The sequence below is a fragment of the Falsiroseomonas sp. HW251 genome, from assembly GCF_050563545.1.
GTDB lineage: Bacteria > Pseudomonadota > Alphaproteobacteria > Acetobacterales > Acetobacteraceae > Falsiroseomonas.
On the sequence record NZ_JBNXUM010000001.1, the window covers coordinates 291,721 to 307,844 of the forward strand.

A 16,124-nucleotide genomic window follows, 5' to 3' on the forward strand; every position below is an offset into this window, starting at 1 on the left:
CCGCGGCCGGCAAGTCCCTGGGATCGCTGCCTGCCTTCCTTTCCTCCGGCATGCCGTGCGGAAAGCCTGAAAGATGAAGGAGATTCCCATAGTCGCCAGCCCCCTGAGCAACTAGGTTGCGCGTGTCGGAAGGCTCCCGCGGCGGCGGGTTCCGGCCCAGGAGTTGGGGAAGAAGAAACGGGATGACCCGGACCACGACGACGCTTACTCCGCTGCCCGGCGGCTGCGCCGCCTGCGCGGTGCGTCCCTTCGCCCTGTTCCGGGTCGTGCCGCTGGCTCGGGTGGCGGAGATCGCCCGCGTCCGCACCGGCGTCCGCCTGGTCCGCGCCGGCGAGGCCGTGCGCGACAAGGTCTTCACCCTCTATGCCGGCTGGGCCTTCTCCTGGACCGCGACGCCGGACGGGAGGCGTCAGGTGCTCGACTTCCACCTTCCCGGCGACCTCGTTGAACGCACCGAGGACGGGGCCGAGGTCGAGGCGCTGACCGACGCGTCCTTCTGCATCCTCTCGCGCGAGCGGCTCTGCGAATACATGGGCCACGATCCCGCCCTGGCCATGTCCTACGCGGAGGGCCTGACCCGCGACCGCGCCCGCCTGCGGGAGCGCCTGACCAGCCTCGGCCGCCGCGACGCGGTGGGGCGCGTCGCGCATCTTCTGCTCGAACTGCATGGCCGCGTGCAGCGCCGCGGCGGCGGCGACGCGCGCGGCGCCCCGGTGCCGCTGAAGCAGGCGCACCTTGCCGATGCTCTCGGCCTGTCGGTGGAGCACGCCAACCGCGCCCTGGCCGTGCTGCGCAAGGACGGCGTCGCGACGCTCGCCAAGGGCCGCCTCGACATCCTCGACCGCCAGGCGATGGAGGAGATTGCGGGGTGGGACGGCCCCCCGATCGTCGAACCGCTGGCCCCCCGCACCGTCACCGTCTGAAAGGCTTCCGTCGCGCCGCGGTTGCGTTAGCCTGCCGGCATCGGAACCGGAGGCATTCATGTCACTGCGCCGTCTTGTCATCGCCGCGCTGCTGGCCCTCGCCGGCGGGCCGGCCCTCGCGCAGCAAGGCGATCCCTCCTTCAACCTGGTCAACCGCAGCGGCCAGGCCATCAACGAGATCTACGTCACGCCCGTGACGCAGCAGAACTGGGGCCGCGACCTCCTGGGCTCCGACGTGCTGCCGAACGGCCGCGCCTTCGCCGTGCGCATCGCGCCCGCCGCGGGCTGCCGGCAGGACGTGCGCGTCGTCTATGCCGACCGCCGGCCGGAGGAACGCCGCAACGTCGATACCTGCGCCATCACCGAGATGGTCTTCGGCGCCGCCGCCCCCGCCCCGCAGGCCCGTCCGGCGCCCGGCGGCTCCACCGGCAATCCGTCCTTCAACCTGGTCAATCAGGGCGGCCAGCCGATCCGGGAGGTCTACGTCTCCTCCGTCCGGCAGCAGGATTGGGGCACCCAGCGCCTGCCGCAGCCGCTCGCCCCCGGCGCTTTCCTGCCGGTCAGCCTGCCGCAGGACGATTGCGTGAACGACGTGCGCGTCGTCTGGGCCGATGGCAGGCGAGAGGACCGCCGCCAGGTCGACACCTGCCGCATGGTGAACCTCGTCTTCGGGTAGCCGCCGGATTTTCGAAACATGCTTGCTTCGTCGAAGATGCGCGCCTAGTCTCCGCGCCTTCGGAGAGGAGACGCCGTGAGCGCGCGCCTGACCCGCCGGCCCGCCGAGGCCGAGGCCGTCCTGGTCAGCCAGGACGTGCTCTCGCGGCTCAAGGGCGACATCCTCGACGGCCGCTTCGCCCCCGGCGCCCGCCTGCGCTTCGCAGAGCTCCAGCGCGAATACGGCGCCGGCATCGGCACCCTGCGCGAGGCGCTGTCCCATCTGCTGCCCGAGGGGCTGGTCGAGCTCGACGCCAATCGCGGCTTCCGCGTCGCGGCCATCTCGGCCGAGGAGCTGCGCGACGTCTCCGCGCTGCATGTCGAGTTCGAATGCCGCGCCATCGTGGCATCCGTGAAGCATGGCGACGAGGCCTGGGAAGCCGGCCTGGTGCTGGCCTTCCACCGCCTGTCGAAGATCGAGCGCCTGTCGAGGGAGGAGCGCAAGGCGCGGTCGAGCGAGTGGCTCGCCGCGCATCGCGACTTCCACCGCGCGCTGGTCGCCGCCTGCCCGTCGCGCTGGCTGCTGCGCCTGCGCGGCCAGCTCTACGACCACATGGAGCGCTACCGCCTGGTGTCCCAGCGGCACCGCCCGCTCGGCCCTTCCAAGCGCGCGGAGCACGAGGCCATCAGGGACGCCGCGATCGCGCGCGAGGCGGAGCGCGCCGGCGCACTGCTGGCCGCGCATCTCCGCGAGACGACGGAAACCGTGCTGCGCCACGCCCCGCAATTCATGCCCGCCGCGCCCTGAAGACCGGCGCGGAGACTGGGAGGACGACAAGCAATGGCAGACCCGATCATCAAGGTGCGCGACGTCGCCTGGATCAGGCTCGGCTCGCCCGACCTCGACCTCGCCGAGAGGTTCCTGACGGATTTCGGCCTGCTGCGGCAGGTCCGCACGGACGACGCGCTCTACATGCGCGGCACCGGCGAAGCGCACCACATGCACATCACGCAGCGCGGGCCGGACCGCGTGCTGGCCATCGGCTTCCACGCGGACAGCGAGGCCGACCTGCATCGCCTGGCGCGGCACGCCGCCGGCGCGTCCGGCGTGATGGACCTCGACGAGCCCGGCGGGGGCAAGGTCGTGCGGCTGAAGGAGCACAACGGCTTCACCATCGAGGTCGTGCACGGCGTCGCCGAAGTCTCGCGGCTGCCGGAACGCCACAGCGTGATGAACACCGGCGCGTCGCGCGAACGCCTCGGCGTCTTCCAGCGCATCGAGCCGCGGCCCTGCCAGGTCAGGCGCATGGGCCATGCCGTGCTCTCCACGCCCGACATCGAGGGATCGGTCGCCTGGGCGCACCGGCATCTCGGCTTCGTGGTGTCGGAGCACGTCCATGCCGAGGACAACCCGGACATGCTGCTGGCCAGCTTCAACCGCGCCGACCGCGGCGAGGACTACGTGGACCACCACGTCATGATGTTCGGCCGCCACCACCGCGCGGGGCTGAACCACATCTCCTACGAAGTGCAGGACATCGACGACCTGCATGCCGGGCACGACTGGCTGGCGCAGCAGGGCCACGCGCATCTCTGGGGCATCGGGCGGCACCTGCTCGGCAGCCAGATCTTCGACTACTGGAAGGACCCCTGGGGCCGCGTGCACGAGCACTGGACCGACACCGACGTGCTGAACGCCGCGATGCCCGCGCGCAAGGTGCCGAAGAGCCAGGGCCTGCGCAGCCAATGGGGCCCGCAGGCGCCGCAGGAGTTTCGGGACGCCGCGAGCGTCTGAGTCTGCCTCGGGAGGAACGACAGGAATGATCACCCGCCGCGCCGCGCTGGCGATGCTCGCCACGCCGCTGATCGCGTCGCCCGCCCTCGCGGCCTGGCCGGAGCGCCCGATCCGCCTGCTGCACGGCTTCGCGCCGGGCGGCACGGCTGATATCCTGGCACGGCTGCTCGCGACGCCCATGGGCGAGCAGCTCGGCCAGCCCGTCATCGTGGAATCGCGCCCCGGCGCCGGCGGCAACATCGCCTCGGCGCAGCTCGCGCGCTCGGCCCCCGATGGCTACACGCTGGGGCTGCTGACCGGCGGCCACGCGGTCTCCGCGGCCTTCGCGCAAGGGCTCACCTTCGATCCCGTCGCCGACTTCGACTTCGTCGCGCTGGTCGTGCGCTACGCCTTCGTGGTCGTGGTGCGCGCGGACAACCCGGCGCGCGACCTGAAGTCGCTGCTCGATCTCGCGCGCGCCAATCCCGGGCGCGTGACCTTCGGCTCCGCCGGCGTGGGATCCACCCATCACCTGGTCGGCGAGATGCTGAACGCCACGGCGGGGGTGCAGATGCAGCACATCCCCTATCGCGGCGACGCCGCGGGGACGACGGCGCTGCTCGGCGGCGAGATCACCGCCATGATCACGACCAGCGTCTCCGTCCTGCCGCAGGTGCGCGCGGGGTCGGTGCGCGCGCTGGCCGTGAGCTCCGCGAGACGGTCCAAGCTGCTGCCCGAGGTGCCGACGGTGGCGGAGGCCGCCCTGCCCGGCTTCGAGGCCCCGACCTGGGCCGGCATCGCCGGCCCGCGCGGCCTGCCCGAGCCGGTCGCCGCGCGGCTCTACGAGGTCATCGGCAGGGTGATCGAGGAGCCCGGCCTGCGCGCCCGGCTGGAGGAGTTGCTGGACGGCGAGGTCGGCACCGGCCGCCCCGGCGAGATGCGCCCCTTCGTCACCGCCGAGATCGCCCGCTGGCGGAGGCTGATCGAGCAGCGCGGGATCAGGATGGAGGGGTAGCGCCAACCCCCACCCCTTGCCCTCCCCCGCTTCGCGGGAGAGGAAGCGTCGCGCCAATCCCCCTCTCCCGCTTGCGGGCCGACGCACTGCGTCGGCCCGCAAGCGGCCGGCTTTAGCCGGCAACGCGCAGGCTGGTGGCCGCGCAGCGGCCGGGTGGGGGTTCGCGCAACCCCCCGCCTTTACGCCGCGCCCGCTTCGCCCGATATCTCCCGCCGCAGCCGCCACGGACCCACCCCCATGCCCCTCGACCACACCGCCAAGGGCGTCTACGTCATCGCCCCCACGCCCTTCCGCCCTGACGGCGCGCTCGACCTCGACAGCACGCGCCGCATGACCGAATTCTTCGTCGGTGCCGGCTGCGACGGCATGACCATCCTCGGCGTGATGGGCGAGGCGCCGAAGCTCGACGGCGCGGAATCCCTGGAGTTCAGCAGGCACGTCATCCGCGCCGCCGGCGGAGCGAAGATCATCGTCGGCGTCACCGCGCCTGGCTTCGCCGCGATGCGCGCGCTGGCCCGCGGCGTGATGGATGCCGGCGCGGCCGGCGTGATGATCGCGCCGCCGTCGCACCTGCGCACCGACGATTCCGTGGTCGCCTATTTCCACCAGGCGATCGAGGCGATCGGCGGCGACATCCCCTGGGTCCTGCAGGATTACCCGCAGCTCTTCCAGGTGCAGATGCCGCCCGCGGTGATCCGCCGCATCGTGACGGAGCTGCCGTCCTGCGTGATGCTGAAGCACGAGGACTGGCCGGGGCTCGAGAAGATCAGCGCGCTGCGCAAGTTCCAGCAGGACGGCATGCTGCGCCCGATCTCCATCCTCTGCGGCAATGGCGGCATCTTCCTCGACTTCGAGATGGAGCGCGGCGCCGACGGCGCGATGACCGGCTATGCCTTCCCGGACATGCTGGTGGACCTCGTGAAGCTGTCGGCCGCCGGGGAGCGCGATCGCGCGCATGACCTGTTCGACGCGCACCTCCCGCTGATCCGCTACGAGCTGCAGCCCGGCGTGGGCCTCGGCGTGCGGAAATACGTGCTGGCCCGTCGCGGGATCATCGCGTCGGACGCGCAGCGCCGTCCAGCGGCGGGAATGAGCGCGGCGGCGCGGGCGGAGGTGGAATACCTGCTGTCGCGCGTGGCGCGGCATGACCCGCGGGCGAAGCTGCCGGCGGTCGGGTGAGGTAGCGCCAACCCCCACCCCCCCACGCGAATCGTGGGAGGGTGGGGGTGAGCGCTACCCTACCTCCGGCACTGCGACGCCCAACTTCCCCGCCGCCTCCACCAGCTGCTTCCACACCCCCGCCGGTACCGGCACGCCGTCCCGCTCGCGCCGGACACGCTCCGCGTCCCCGCGTTCCCCCGGCACCATCAGCTGATCCACCCCCGGCGCCGTCGGCTGCTCCGCGACCACCGCCGCCAGCTCGTCCACGTCGGCCGCGAACGCGTCCCCATCCCCGAACGCCGCGACATCCACCGCGATCGCAACGCCGTTCATGTTCGTCCCCTTGCGTCCCTTCATCGCCGGCGCCAGCACGGGATTGCCCGCCGCCAGGCTCGTCAGGCACTCGATCATCAGCGACAGCCCCGCGCCCTTCGCCCCGGCCATCGGCGTCAGCGTCGCGACCGCGGCCGCGTCCGTGGTCGGATTGCCCTCGGCGTCCACGCCCCAGTCGGACGGGATCGGCGTGCCCGCCTGCTTCGCGCTCATGATCTTCCCCAGCGCCACCGTCGCCGTCGCCATGTCCAGCAGCAGCGGCGGATGCCGGCCTGCGGGGATCGCGATCGCGATCGGGTTGGTGGACACCACCGCACCCCTGCTCCCCGGCCAGGCCATCAGCGGCACGGAGGCCGTCATCACCAGCCCCGCCATCCCCTGCGCCGCCGCGCGCAGCGCGAAATGCCCGACGGCGCCGGCATGGGTGATCCCGCGCGCGACGCACCAGCCGACATGGACGCGCCGCGCCGCCGCGATGGCCTCCTCCATCGCGCGCGCCATCGCCACCGGCCCCGGCGCGCGGTCCGCATCGAGCAGGGCGATCGCGCCGGCAGCCTTCAGCAGCTTCATCTCGGCCGCGGGCTTGATCTCCCCGCTCGCGATCCAGTCGAGGTAGCGCGGGATGCGCAGCACGCCATGGCTGTCCACGCCGCGGAGGTTCGCCCAGACCAGCGTCTCCGCCCAGAGCGCCGCGTCGTCGCGCGGCGTGCCCGCCGCATGCAGGATGTCGCGCGCGAAATTCCTGAGCGCGGCCGCGGCGACGCGCGTCACGACGCCGTCGCGGGGAAATGCACGTCGAGCCAGCCCTTCAGGATCCCCGCCATGCGCTGGTTCCCCGCCGCGAGCGGGAAGTGGTCGGTGCCCGTGATCAGCACGAGGTCCTTGGGCTGCCCGGCCTTCTCCCACAGCCGGATGGACTGCTCGGTCGGCGTCACCGTGTCGTCGGCGCCGTGGACGAAGAGCACTGGCCGCGGGCTGATCCAGTGCACCACCTCCTCCGCCCGGAAGTCGAACATGGATTGCGCGGTGTCGGCCGAGACCTCCATCAGCGCATTCGGCGAGAGGTTTCGCCGCAGATGCTCCTGCATTGGCACGACGTCGAAGCGCGGCACGGTCAGCGCCTCGCCGGTCTTCTCCTTGTGGAGGCGGTTGGCTTCGAGCATGCCGACGAACTTGTCCCACATCTCGCCGGGATGCTGGCCGCGGAACTTGCGCTCCCCATGGCCCCAGCCGCAGGACGAGATGACGGCGGCGAAGCGCTGGTCCACCGCGCCGGCGAAGCAGGCAACCGCCGCGCCGAAGCTGTGCCCAATAACCGCGATGCGCGCCGGGTCCACCTCCGGCCGCTGGCTCAGCCAGGTCAGCGCGTTCTTCGCATCCGCGACCTGGTCGTGGCAGAGCACGTAGCCGCGCCGCCCCTCGCTCTTCCCGCAGCCCCGGAAGTCGAAGCGCAGCACGGCGTAGCCGAAGCTCTCCATCAACCGCGCCATGATCTCGGCGTGGCTCCTGTCCTTCGATCCGATGAAGCCGTGCAGCACGATGAAGGCCGGCAACTTCCGGCCGGGGACGTGGCCGTCGGGGATGTGCAGGTCGCCCGCCAGCGTCAGCCCGTCCGAGGCGAAGGTGATCGGCGTGTCCATGGCGGCCCTCCGTGCCGGACGGAGACGTCGCACGGATTTTCGAAAATGACAATATTCTTCGAAGGGCCTCAGGGCCGGTAGGCGAAGCCTCCGCGCCCCGACCTGGCGCGCCATTCCGCCACCAGCCGGCCCGGCGGGATCGTCACCGCCTCGCCCTCAGCGGTGTCGATCGCCCGAAGCTGGTCGGCCATGCGCGCGCGGGCCAGGCGCAGCGTCTCCTCCCGCCGCTTCAGGCGCTGCGGGCGGATCGCATCCACATGCGGGTTGGTGTTGATCTCGTAGACCACTTCCCGCCCGCCGACCGTCGCGTGGTCCGCCCGGCCCCATTCGATGCCGGCGATCTCGAAGGCCGGCTTCACCGCCGCGGCGAAGCGGTTCGTCGCGACATCCTGGTATTCCGCCTCCGCCATCGACTCGGTGGACAGGCCGAGCGTGCCGTACTTCACGCACCAATTGTCCTCGATCACCGAATGGTCGGTCGAGTAGTTCTCGCCGATCCGGAAGGTGCCGAGTTTCCGCCAGGTGCCCTCGGCCAGCGGCTCGGCGCAGAACTCGACGACCAGCACGCCGGCGGGCGCATGGCCCGCCGCGGGCAGCCCGGCGATCGCGGCGTCCAGCGCCGCCTGGTCGCCGATCAGCCCGCCGAGGGGGCGCCCATGCTCGGCGTCGGCGCGCAGGAAGACCGGGAAGCGCCCGGGGCGCGGCTGGTCCTCAGCCCGCCAGGCGCGGAACGGGTTGATCCCCGCGCGGTGCAGCGCCAGCAGCAGGCCGTGGCGCGTCGGCACGCGCAGCGGGTCATTCAGGCAGCGCAGCCCCGCCGCGACCAGCACCGCGCGGACCGCCGCCACGAGTCGCCGCTCATGCGCCGACAGCCTCTCGATGTCGCAGAGCACATAGGTCGCGCGCGGCAGCCTGTTGGCGCGCAGGAACCGGCCGAGCGGCATCGCCTCGATGCGCGGCATGGCCGGGTCCTCCGCGATCGCGGCGATGGTCCCGACATGGTTGGGGAAGGTGACGAAGACGATCATGGGTGCGGCGGCTGACAATGACGCCTCGACCGTGTTAGGCAAGCCACTCGCTCAACCCTGGAGAGACGCGATGCCCGACAAGACCCGGACCGAGGCCCTGGCCCGCATGGCGAAGCGCCTGTCCGCCCGCCCGCTGGTCGGCTTCGTCCAGGCCACGCCGGACGACGCCGCGCGACGCGCCTCCGCCCTGAAGCAGGGCTTGACCAAGAAGGGCTTCAACAAGGTCGGCCAAACCAAGACGGGGCAGACCAAGACGGGGCAGACCAAGACGGGCCAGACCAAGGTCGGCACCACGAAGCAGGGCCTGACCCGCGCGCGGTGAGCCTGCCGCCCGCGCCGGGCTTCGCGCCCTCCGCGGCGCGCGGCGCGGCGCTGGACGCCGCGGTCCGCGCCCGCTTGGCCGAGAGCCTGGACGCCATCGCCGATTCGGCCGAGGACGGCATCCCCTGCGACCGGGACGCGATCCGCGCACTCGGTCGTGCCGTCGCCGCGCACCCCGTCCGCTCCGCCGTGATGGTGCGCTACACCGAGGCCGTCACCGCCGTCACCGCCGAGGATCTTCCGGCGACCGAGGCCGCTCTCGCCGCGCTGGCCGATCCCGCGCTGCGCGCGCCACCGGGGCCGGCACTGCGCGTCATGACGCTACGCGACGCCGATCTCGGGCCCGGCGGCGCGGACGCCTATCGCCGCGTCATGGACGACGATCCCGAGACCCCGCTGGCCGTCCTGCCGCTCGAGGAGCCCGCGTTGCGGGCGGCTTCGGCCCGCGTCGGAGACGCGATCGCCCTGCTCGACGACGGCTTCGCCGAGGAGATCGGGGCGGTCGCGCCGGAGATCCTCGCGGTGCGCGGCCGTCCCGGCGACCGCATCCAGTTCGACGGCGCGACCAGCTTCCACCTCTGGGGCTGCTTCGCGCTGAACCTCGGCCGGCCGCGCCACCCCATCGAGCTCGCCACCGCCATCGCGCATGAAAGCGGCCACGCCGTGCTGTTCGGCCTGACCATGGGCGGCCCTGTCGTCGCGAACCCCGACGGGGAACGCTACGCCTCCCCGCTGCGGGAGGATGCGCGCCCGATGGAGGGCATCGCGCATGCGACCTGGGTGCTGGCGCGCATGCACCTAGCCGTGTCGGGGATGCTCGGTTCCGGTAGGCTCGACGCCACCGGCCGCGCCATCGCCGCGCAATCGCTGCAATCGATCGCGCGTGACTATGCGGCGGGGCTGTCGGTGATGGCGCGGCACGCCCGCTTAACCGAGGCCGGCGCCGCCGCCTTCGCCCCGGCCGAGGCCTACATGGCCAGCCAGGGCATCGGGCGGTGACACCCCCCTCGCCCATCCCTCTCCCCCCTGTGGGGGGGGAGAGGGCTTTCGCGGCATTCTGCTAAGCTCCCGCCCCTACGGGACGCTGCGCTCCCCGCTGCGGGACGCTCAGGCGGCCTGCAGCGCCTTCCAGACGCTTTCCGGCGTCGCCGGCATGTCCACGACCTTGCCGCCCAGCGCATCCACCAGCGCGTTGATCACCGCCGGCGGCGAGCCCACCGCGCCTGCCTCGCCCGCGCCCTTCACGCCGAGCGGGTTGGTCTCGCAGGTCACCTCGATCAGGTCCACGTCGATGTCGGGCAGGTCCTCGGCCCGCGGCAGCGCGTAGTCCATGAAGGACGCGGACAGCAGCTGGCCGCTGCCGTTGTCGTAGGCCGTGCGCTCGAACAGCGCCTGGCCGACGCCCTGCGCCACGCCGCCATGCACCTGGCCCCGCACGATCAGCGGGTTCAGCGCATGGCCGACATCGTCCACCACGATGTAGCGCGGCACGGTCACCTGGCCGGTCTCCGCATCCACCTCGACCTCCGCGACGTGGCAGCCATTGGGGAAGGTGTGGCTCTCGATCTTCGCGGTCTCCATGGTGTCGAGGATGATCGCGGATTGCCCGGCCTTCACGCGCTGCCGCTGCTTCGCCGCGAGCTCGAGGATGCCGATCCCGCGGTCGGTGCCGACGACGTTGAACAGGCCATCGGCCGAGACGAACTCGATGTCCGCCACGGCGGCTTCCAGGTTCTCGGCGGCCGCCTGCTTGCCCTTCTCGATCACGCTCGCCGTGGTCACCAGGATCGCCTGGCCCTCGGAATAGAGGCTGCGCGCGCCGCCGGTGCCGCCGCCATCCGGCAGCGTCTCGGAATCGCCCTGCCTCACCCGGATCTTCTCGATCGGGATGCCGAGCTCATGGCTGGTCAGCATGGCGTAGGCCGTTTCGTGGCCCTGGCCGGTGGACTGGGTGCCGACATAGACGTCCACCATCCCGTCCTCGGCGAAGACGACCTTGGCGTTCTCGGTCGGTCCGCCGCCGGTGGCCTCGAGGTAGTAGGCCAGCCCGATGCCGCGCTTCTTCCCGCGCTTCGCGGAGGCCGCGCGCCGCGCCTCGAACCCCGCCCAGTCGATCTTCTTCAGCGCGGATTCCAGCAGCTGCGCGAAGTCGCCGCTGTCGTAGCGCTGGCCCATCGCGGAGACGTAGGGCATCGCGCTGCGGGGAACCATATTGCGCTTGCGGAGCTCGATCCGGTCGATCTTCAGCTCCCGCGCCGCGGTGTCGATCAGGCGTTCGACCAGGTAGTTGGATTCCGGCCGCCCCGCCCCGCGATACGCGTCCACCGGCACGGTGTTGGTCAGCACGCCGATGACGTTGGCGTGGATCGCCTCGAACCCATAGACGCTGGCGAGAACCTTCGTGCCCGCGCCGGTCGGGATGAAGGGGGCATAGTTCGAGAGATAGGCGCCCATGTTCGCCCAGTTCTTCGTGCGCAGCGCCAGGAACTTGCCGTTCGCATCCACCGCCAGCTCGCCGAGCGTGATGTTGTCGCGGCCATGCGTGTCGGACTGGAAGGCCTCCGTCCGCTCCGACGCCCACTTCACGGGCCGGCCGACGACCTTCGCGGCATGCGACACCATGACATGCTCGGGGTAGAGGAACAGCTTCATGCCGAAGCCGCCGCCGACATCGGGCGTCAGGACGTGGATCTTCTCCTGCGGCATCTTGAAGATCACGTCCGCCAGCATGTTGCGGACCTGCCAGGAGCCCTGGGTGTTGGTGTGCAGCGTGAGCCGGTCGCCCTCCCACGCCGCGACCGCGGCGCGGGCTTCCATGGACGCCACGACGACGCGATTGTTCACCACCGTCAGCCGCGTGACATGCGCCGCCCTCGCGAAGGCCGCGTCGGCCTTGGCCTTGTCGCCGGCTTCCCAGTCGAAGCAGATGTTGGTGCCGGCCTCCGGCCAGACCGGCGCGGCGCCCTTCTCATGCGCGGTGGCGAGGTCGGTCGACGACGGCAGGATCTCGTAATCCACCATCACGGCCTCGGCGCCGTCGCGCGCGGCCTGCGGCGTCTCGCCCACCACGAAGGCGACGGGGTCGCCGACATAGCGCACATGGCCCGTCGCGATCGCCTGGTGCGGCGTATCCAGCCGCGGCGATCCGTCGCGGCTCTTCAGCGGAATCATGCAGGGCATGCCGCCGAGGCCCGCGGCTTCCAGGTCCGCACCGGTGATCACCGCCAGCACGCCCTTGACCGCCCTCGCCGCCGAGACGTCGATGGACGCGATCCGCGCATGCGCATGCGGGCTGCGCAGCACGATGCCATAGGTCTGGCCGGGCATCGAGATGTCGTCGGTGTAGCGGCCGCGCCCGGTCAGCAGGCGGGGATCCTCGACGCGGCGGACAGACTGGCTCAACCCGAACTTCGCCATGGACAGCTTTCCCCGTGCTTCGGTGTGTCGGCCCCCATCATCTGACGGCGCGGGGGCGTTCGTGAAGGGGGCAACCGTGCCCGCGCGGGGGCGTTCCCGCAACGGATCGGAGGAGACCCCCCATGGCCATCCCCCGCCTGGTGCTGGCCGCGCTGCTGCTGGCCGGCCCGGCTCTGTCCCAGCCCGCAGCCCGGACCGAGGCGAATCGCGCGCTCCAGGCCGCGGAGCGGGAGCTGCGCGACACGCTGCGCCGCATGGACGAGGGCACGCTGCCCGGCAGTTCGGCCCTGTCACGCCTGCGTCAGTCGCTGAACGAGGTGGAGCGGGCGATGCTGCAGCTCCCCGCGGAATCCCGCACGGGCGCCCCCTGGCAGACCGCGGTCAAGGAAGTGTCCGAGGCGCTGGCGATGCTGCGCGAGGACGGCACCGACCCCGCCGCCGCCCGCAACGCCGCCGGCGAGGCGCTCGGCACGCTGCCGGCGCTGCGCGGGGAGGAGACGGGGTCGGAGGGGGGCTGACCTCACCCGCCCAGAAAGAACCCCTCTCCACCCGCAGGGGGGAGAGGGAAGGGTGAGGGGGGGGCGTGCAGGACGAGCAACGCACGCGTCATAGGGCGCGTCCCCCTCACCCAACCCTCTCCCCCTTAAGCGGGGAGAGGGCTCCGAACCCAGCCCCCTACGGCGCCGCGTTCCCCTCCTTCGCGCGCCCGAACTTCCGCTTCGTCCATTCCCGCATCGTCTGGAACACGACATACAGCAGCGGGATCATGAAGATGCCGACCAGCGACGCCGCAAGCATCCCGCCGAAGACCGGCGTTCCGACCGCGCGCCGCGACGCCGACGCCGCCCCCGTCGCCACGATCAGCGGCACCAGGCCGAGGATGAAGGCGACGGAGGTCATCATCACCGCCCTGAACCGCAGCCGCGCGCCCATGACCGCGGCGTCGCGGATCGGCCGCCCGGCCTCGCGCTGCTCCTTCGCGAATTCCACGATCAGGATGCCGTTCTTCGCGGCGAGCGCGATCAGCACGACAAGCCCGATCTGCGCATAGACGTCGAGCGACATCCCCGCCGTCGAGATCGCGAGGAAGCTGCCCAGCACGCCGACGGTCACCGACAGCAGCACCGGGATCGGGATCACCCAGCTCTCGTACAGCGCGACCAGGAAGAGGTAGGCGAAGAGGACCGCGAGCGCCAGGATCACGCCGGTCTGGCCGCTGGCGAGCTTCTCCTGGTACGCCGTCCCGGTCCATTCGAAGCTGTAGCCCGCGGGCAGCACGCGCTCCGAGATCTCCTCCATCGCGGCCAGCGCCGCGCCGGAGGACACGCCGGGCGCCGGCGCGCCCTGGATCGCGACGGAGCGGACGTTATTGTAGCGGTTGATGGTCTGCGGCCCGAGCACGATGCGCGCATCGGCGATGGAGCGCAGCGGCACCATCTCCCCCTTCTGGTTGCGGACATAGATCCGCCAGAGGTCGGGGATGTCGTCGCGGTCCAGTGCCTCGGCCTGGATGTTCACCTGCCAGGACCGGCCATAGAGGTTGAAGTCGTTGACGTAGAAGCCGCCGAGCGTCGCCTGCAGCGTCGTGAAGATGTCGCTGATCCGGACGCCGAGCGCCTGCGCCTTCTCCCGGTCCACGTCGAGGAACAGGGACGGCGTGTTCGCCGCGAAGGTCGAGAAGACGCGCGCGAGCCGCGGATCCTGGTTCGCCGCGACGACCAGGCCGAGCATGACGGAGGCCATCTCCTCGGGCGGGCGTCCCTCCAGGTTCTGCAGCTGGTACTGGAAGCCCGACCCCGTGCCCAATCCGATGATCGGGGGGATGTTGAAGGCGAAGGTGTTGGCGGTGCGCACCTGCTGCGTCGCGCCGAAGACGCGCCCGATCGCGGCGAAGACGCTTTCCTGTGCCGTCGTTCGATCGGCGAAGGGCTTCATCCGCACCACGATGAAGGCGGAGTTCGACTGCGAGCCGCCATCGACCAGGCTGAAGCCCACGATGGACAGAATGCGGTCCACGCCCGGCGTCGGCCTGATGATGGCTTCCAGCTGTTCCACCACCGCCCGCGTGCGCGACAGCGACGCGCCCTGGGGCAGCTGGGTCTGCACGAAGAAGGCGCCCTGGTCTTCCTCCGGCAGGAAGCCCTGCGGCGTCTTGCCCGACAGCCACCAGGTCCCGCCGGCGAAGGCCGCGGTGAAGAGCAGCGAGACCAATGAGACGCGCACCAGCCGCGCCACCGCGTCGCCGTAGCGGTCGCGCACCCAGTCGATGCCCCGCATCACCGCCGCCAGCACGCCCCGCCGCGGCCCGTGATGCGGCCGCAGGAACACCGCGCAGAGCGCGGGCGAGAGCGTCAGCGCGTTGATCGCGGAGATCACCATCGCGACGGAGACGGTCACGGCGAACTGGGCGAACAGCACGCCCGACAGGCCCGGGATGAAGCCCACGGGGACGAAGACCGACAGCAGCACCAGCGTGATCGCGATGATCGGCCCGGTGATCTGCGCCATCGCCTTCTTGGTGGCCTCGGCCGGGGTGAGCTCCGGCTCCTCCTGCATCACGCGCTCGACGTTCTCGACCACGACGATGGCGTCGTCCACGACGATGCCGATCGCCAGCACCATCGCGAGCAGGCTGACCGTGTTGGCCGAGAATCCCAGCAGCAGCAGCACCGCGAAGGTGCCGATCAGGCTGACCGGGACGGCGATGACGGGGATGATCGTCGCGCGCAGGCTGCCGAGGAAGAGCAGCACCACGATGACCACCAGCACGAAGGCCTCGAGCAGGGTCTTGATGACCTCGTACATCGTGTCCACGACGAAGGTCGAGGTGTCGTAGAAGACCGTGCTGCGCATGCCTTCGGGGAAGCGGCGCGCCAGGTCGGCCAGCGTCCTCGACAGGTTGTCCGCCGCCGTCACCGCGTTCGCGCCGGGCGAGAGGTAGGTCGCGATGGTGATGGCGGGCAGCCCGTTGAGGCGGCTGTTCTGGTCCATCCGCGCGGCGCCGAGCTCGATCCGCGCGATGTCGCGCAGGCGCAGCAGCGAGCCGTCGTTGCTGGCGCGGATGACGATGTCGCCGAACTGCTCGGGCGTGATCAGCCGGCCCTGCGTCTGCAGGTTGATCTGGTACTGCTGGTCGTCGGAGATCGGCTGCGCGCCGATGCGCCCGACGGCGGCCTGGATGTTCTGCGACTGGATGGAGGCGATGACGTCGGCCGGCGTCAGGCCGAGGCTGATCAGCCGGTCCACCTGGAACCAGATGCGCATGGAGTAGTCCATCGCACCGAAGATCTGCACCGACCCGATCCCCGGCACGCGCGCCAGGCGGTCCAGCATGTTGATCGTCACGTAGTTCGACAGGAACAGCCCGTCGTGGTTCGGGTTCTCCGACGTGATCGCGATGAACTGCAGCACGGCGGAGGATTGCTTGCGCACGGTCACGCCGTTGCGCTGCACTTCCTGCGGCAGGCGGGCGAGGGCGGACTGCACGCGGTTGTTGACGTTGACCGTCGCGATGTCGGGGTTCGTCCCCAGCGCGAAGGACACCGACAGCGTGTAGGTCCCGTCATTGGCGGAGTTGGAGGACATGTAGATCATGCCCTCGACGCCGTTCACCGCGCTCTCGACGACCTGGGCGATGGTGGATTCCACCACGGCGGCCGAGGCGCCGGGATAGGTGGTGGAGACGCTGACCTGCGGCGGGACGATGTTCGGGAACTGGGCCACGGGGATGCGCAGCATCGCGAGCCCGCCGGCCAGCGTCAGCAGGATGGAGATGACGATCGCCAGCCGCGGGCGATCGACGAATACCGCCGAGATCATGCGGACCTCGCGGTCCGCACCATCGTGCCCTCAAGCGCC

The 16,124-nt window shown here is 71.2% G+C and carries 14 protein-coding genes; 9 read left to right on the plus strand and 5 right to left on the minus strand.

The window, feature by feature from the left end:
- Positions 1 to 182: 182 nt before the first annotated feature.
- The 6 genes from ACLF3M_RS01475 to ACLF3M_RS01500 all read left to right on the plus strand — a co-directional run bounded on the left by ACLF3M_RS01475 (position 183) and on the right by ACLF3M_RS01500 (position 5,545).
- Positions 183 to 923, plus strand: a complete 741-nt coding sequence (locus tag ACLF3M_RS01475) for a Crp/Fnr family transcriptional regulator (RefSeq protein ID WP_430655062.1) — start codon at positions 183 to 185, stop codon at positions 921 to 923.
- Positions 924 to 981: 58 nt separating this feature from the next.
- Entirely contained in the window at positions 982 to 1,599 is a 618-nt protein-coding gene (locus tag ACLF3M_RS01480; protein WP_430655063.1) for a hypothetical protein, read from the plus strand.
- A gap of 75 nt (positions 1,600 to 1,674) precedes the next feature.
- Positions 1,675 to 2,385, plus strand: coding sequence for an FCD domain-containing protein (locus tag ACLF3M_RS01485; RefSeq protein WP_430655064.1), 711 nt, complete (start codon positions 1,675 to 1,677; stop codon positions 2,383 to 2,385).
- Positions 2,386 to 2,418: 33 nt separating this feature from the next.
- Positions 2,419 to 3,372: a VOC family protein gene (locus ACLF3M_RS01490; protein ID WP_430655065.1), complete on the plus strand. Its 954-nt coding sequence runs from the start codon at positions 2,419 to 2,421 to the stop codon at positions 3,370 to 3,372.
- 25 nt (positions 3,373 to 3,397) lie between these two features.
- Positions 3,398 to 4,366, plus strand: a complete 969-nt coding sequence (locus tag ACLF3M_RS01495) for a tripartite tricarboxylate transporter substrate binding protein (protein WP_430655066.1) — start codon at positions 3,398 to 3,400, stop codon at positions 4,364 to 4,366.
- Between the two features lie 237 nt (positions 4,367 to 4,603).
- On the plus strand, positions 4,604 to 5,545 hold the full coding sequence (locus ACLF3M_RS01500; protein WP_430655067.1) for a dihydrodipicolinate synthase family protein: 942 nt from the start codon (positions 4,604 to 4,606) through the stop codon (positions 5,543 to 5,545).
- A 54-nt stretch (positions 5,546 to 5,599) separates the two neighbouring features.
- Here the strand turns inward: ACLF3M_RS01500 and ACLF3M_RS01505 are convergent, their stop codons facing one another.
- The 3 genes from ACLF3M_RS01505 to ACLF3M_RS01515 form a co-directional block, all read right to left on the minus strand.
- Positions 5,600 to 6,631: an Ldh family oxidoreductase gene (locus tag ACLF3M_RS01505; protein WP_430655068.1), complete on the minus strand. Its 1,032-nt coding sequence runs from the start codon at positions 6,629 to 6,631 to the stop codon at positions 5,600 to 5,602.
- A complete protein-coding gene (locus ACLF3M_RS01510; RefSeq protein WP_430655069.1) occupies positions 6,628 to 7,500 on the minus strand; it encodes an alpha/beta hydrolase in 873 nt (290 codons plus the stop codon). Before ACLF3M_RS01510 ends, ACLF3M_RS01505 begins: the two co-directional genes overlap by 4 nt.
- A gap of 68 nt (positions 7,501 to 7,568) precedes the next feature.
- Positions 7,569 to 8,528, minus strand: a complete 960-nt coding sequence (locus ACLF3M_RS01515; protein ID WP_430655070.1) for a hypothetical protein — start codon at positions 8,526 to 8,528, stop codon at positions 7,569 to 7,571.
- A gap of 70 nt (positions 8,529 to 8,598) precedes the next feature.
- Here ACLF3M_RS01515 and ACLF3M_RS01520 point away from each other — a divergent pair, with 70 nt between their 5' ends.
- Together ACLF3M_RS01520 and ACLF3M_RS01525 are read left to right on the plus strand one after the other, a co-directional pair.
- Positions 8,599 to 8,850, plus strand: coding sequence for a hypothetical protein (locus ACLF3M_RS01520; protein WP_430655071.1), 252 nt, complete (start codon positions 8,599 to 8,601; stop codon positions 8,848 to 8,850).
- A complete protein-coding gene (locus tag ACLF3M_RS01525) occupies positions 8,847 to 9,848 on the plus strand; it encodes an aKG-HExxH-type peptide beta-hydroxylase (RefSeq protein ID WP_430655072.1) in 1,002 nt (333 codons plus the stop codon). The genes ACLF3M_RS01520 and ACLF3M_RS01525 overlap by 4 nt, the downstream gene beginning before the upstream one ends.
- A gap of 108 nt (positions 9,849 to 9,956) precedes the next feature.
- Here the strand turns inward: ACLF3M_RS01525 and ACLF3M_RS01530 are convergent, their stop codons facing one another.
- Positions 9,957 to 12,266, minus strand: a complete 2,310-nt coding sequence (locus ACLF3M_RS01530) for a xanthine dehydrogenase family protein molybdopterin-binding subunit (protein ID WP_430655073.1) — start codon at positions 12,264 to 12,266, stop codon at positions 9,957 to 9,959.
- Between the two features lie 122 nt (positions 12,267 to 12,388).
- Here ACLF3M_RS01530 and ACLF3M_RS01535 point away from each other — a divergent pair, with 122 nt between their 5' ends.
- Complete coding sequence (locus tag ACLF3M_RS01535; protein WP_430655074.1) at positions 12,389 to 12,784, plus strand: hypothetical protein; 396 nt, start codon at positions 12,389 to 12,391, stop codon at positions 12,782 to 12,784.
- Between the two features lie 157 nt (positions 12,785 to 12,941).
- Here ACLF3M_RS01535 and ACLF3M_RS01540 read toward each other — a convergent pair whose 3' ends face one another.
- Complete coding sequence (locus ACLF3M_RS01540; protein ID WP_430655075.1) at positions 12,942 to 16,085, minus strand: efflux RND transporter permease subunit; 3,144 nt, start codon at positions 16,083 to 16,085, stop codon at positions 12,942 to 12,944.
- Positions 16,086 to 16,124: the final 39 nt, after the last annotated feature.

Excerpts from the sequence above, each read along its gene's own strand:
- ACLF3M_RS01475 (WP_430655062.1), top strand. The coding sequence starts at position 183 with ATGACCCGGACCACGACGACGCTTACTCCGCTGCCCGGCGGCTGCGCC.
- ACLF3M_RS01480 (WP_430655063.1), top strand. The coding sequence starts at position 982 with ATGTCACTGCGCCGTCTTGTCATCGCCGCGCTGCTGGCCCTCGCCGGC.
- ACLF3M_RS01490 (WP_430655065.1), top strand. The coding sequence starts at position 2,419 with ATGGCAGACCCGATCATCAAGGTGCGCGACGTCGCCTGGATCAGGCTC.
- ACLF3M_RS01495 (WP_430655066.1), top strand. The coding sequence starts at position 3,398 with ATGATCACCCGCCGCGCCGCGCTGGCGATGCTCGCCACGCCGCTGATC.
- ACLF3M_RS01500 (WP_430655067.1), top strand. The coding sequence starts at position 4,604 with ATGCCCCTCGACCACACCGCCAAGGGCGTCTACGTCATCGCCCCCACG.
- ACLF3M_RS01510 (WP_430655069.1), bottom strand. The coding sequence starts at position 7,500 with ATGGACACGCCGATCACCTTCGCCTCGGACGGGCTGACGCTGGCGGGC.
- ACLF3M_RS01515 (WP_430655070.1), bottom strand. The coding sequence starts at position 8,528 with ATGATCGTCTTCGTCACCTTCCCCAACCATGTCGGGACCATCGCCGCG.
- ACLF3M_RS01520 (WP_430655071.1), top strand. The coding sequence starts at position 8,599 with ATGCCCGACAAGACCCGGACCGAGGCCCTGGCCCGCATGGCGAAGCGC.
- ACLF3M_RS01530 (WP_430655073.1), bottom strand. The coding sequence starts at position 12,266 with ATGGCGAAGTTCGGGTTGAGCCAGTCTGTCCGCCGCGTCGAGGATCCC.
- ACLF3M_RS01535 (WP_430655074.1), top strand. The coding sequence starts at position 12,389 with ATGGCCATCCCCCGCCTGGTGCTGGCCGCGCTGCTGCTGGCCGGCCCG.
- ACLF3M_RS01540 (WP_430655075.1), bottom strand. The coding sequence starts at position 16,085 with ATGATCTCGGCGGTATTCGTCGATCGCCCGCGGCTGGCGATCGTCATC.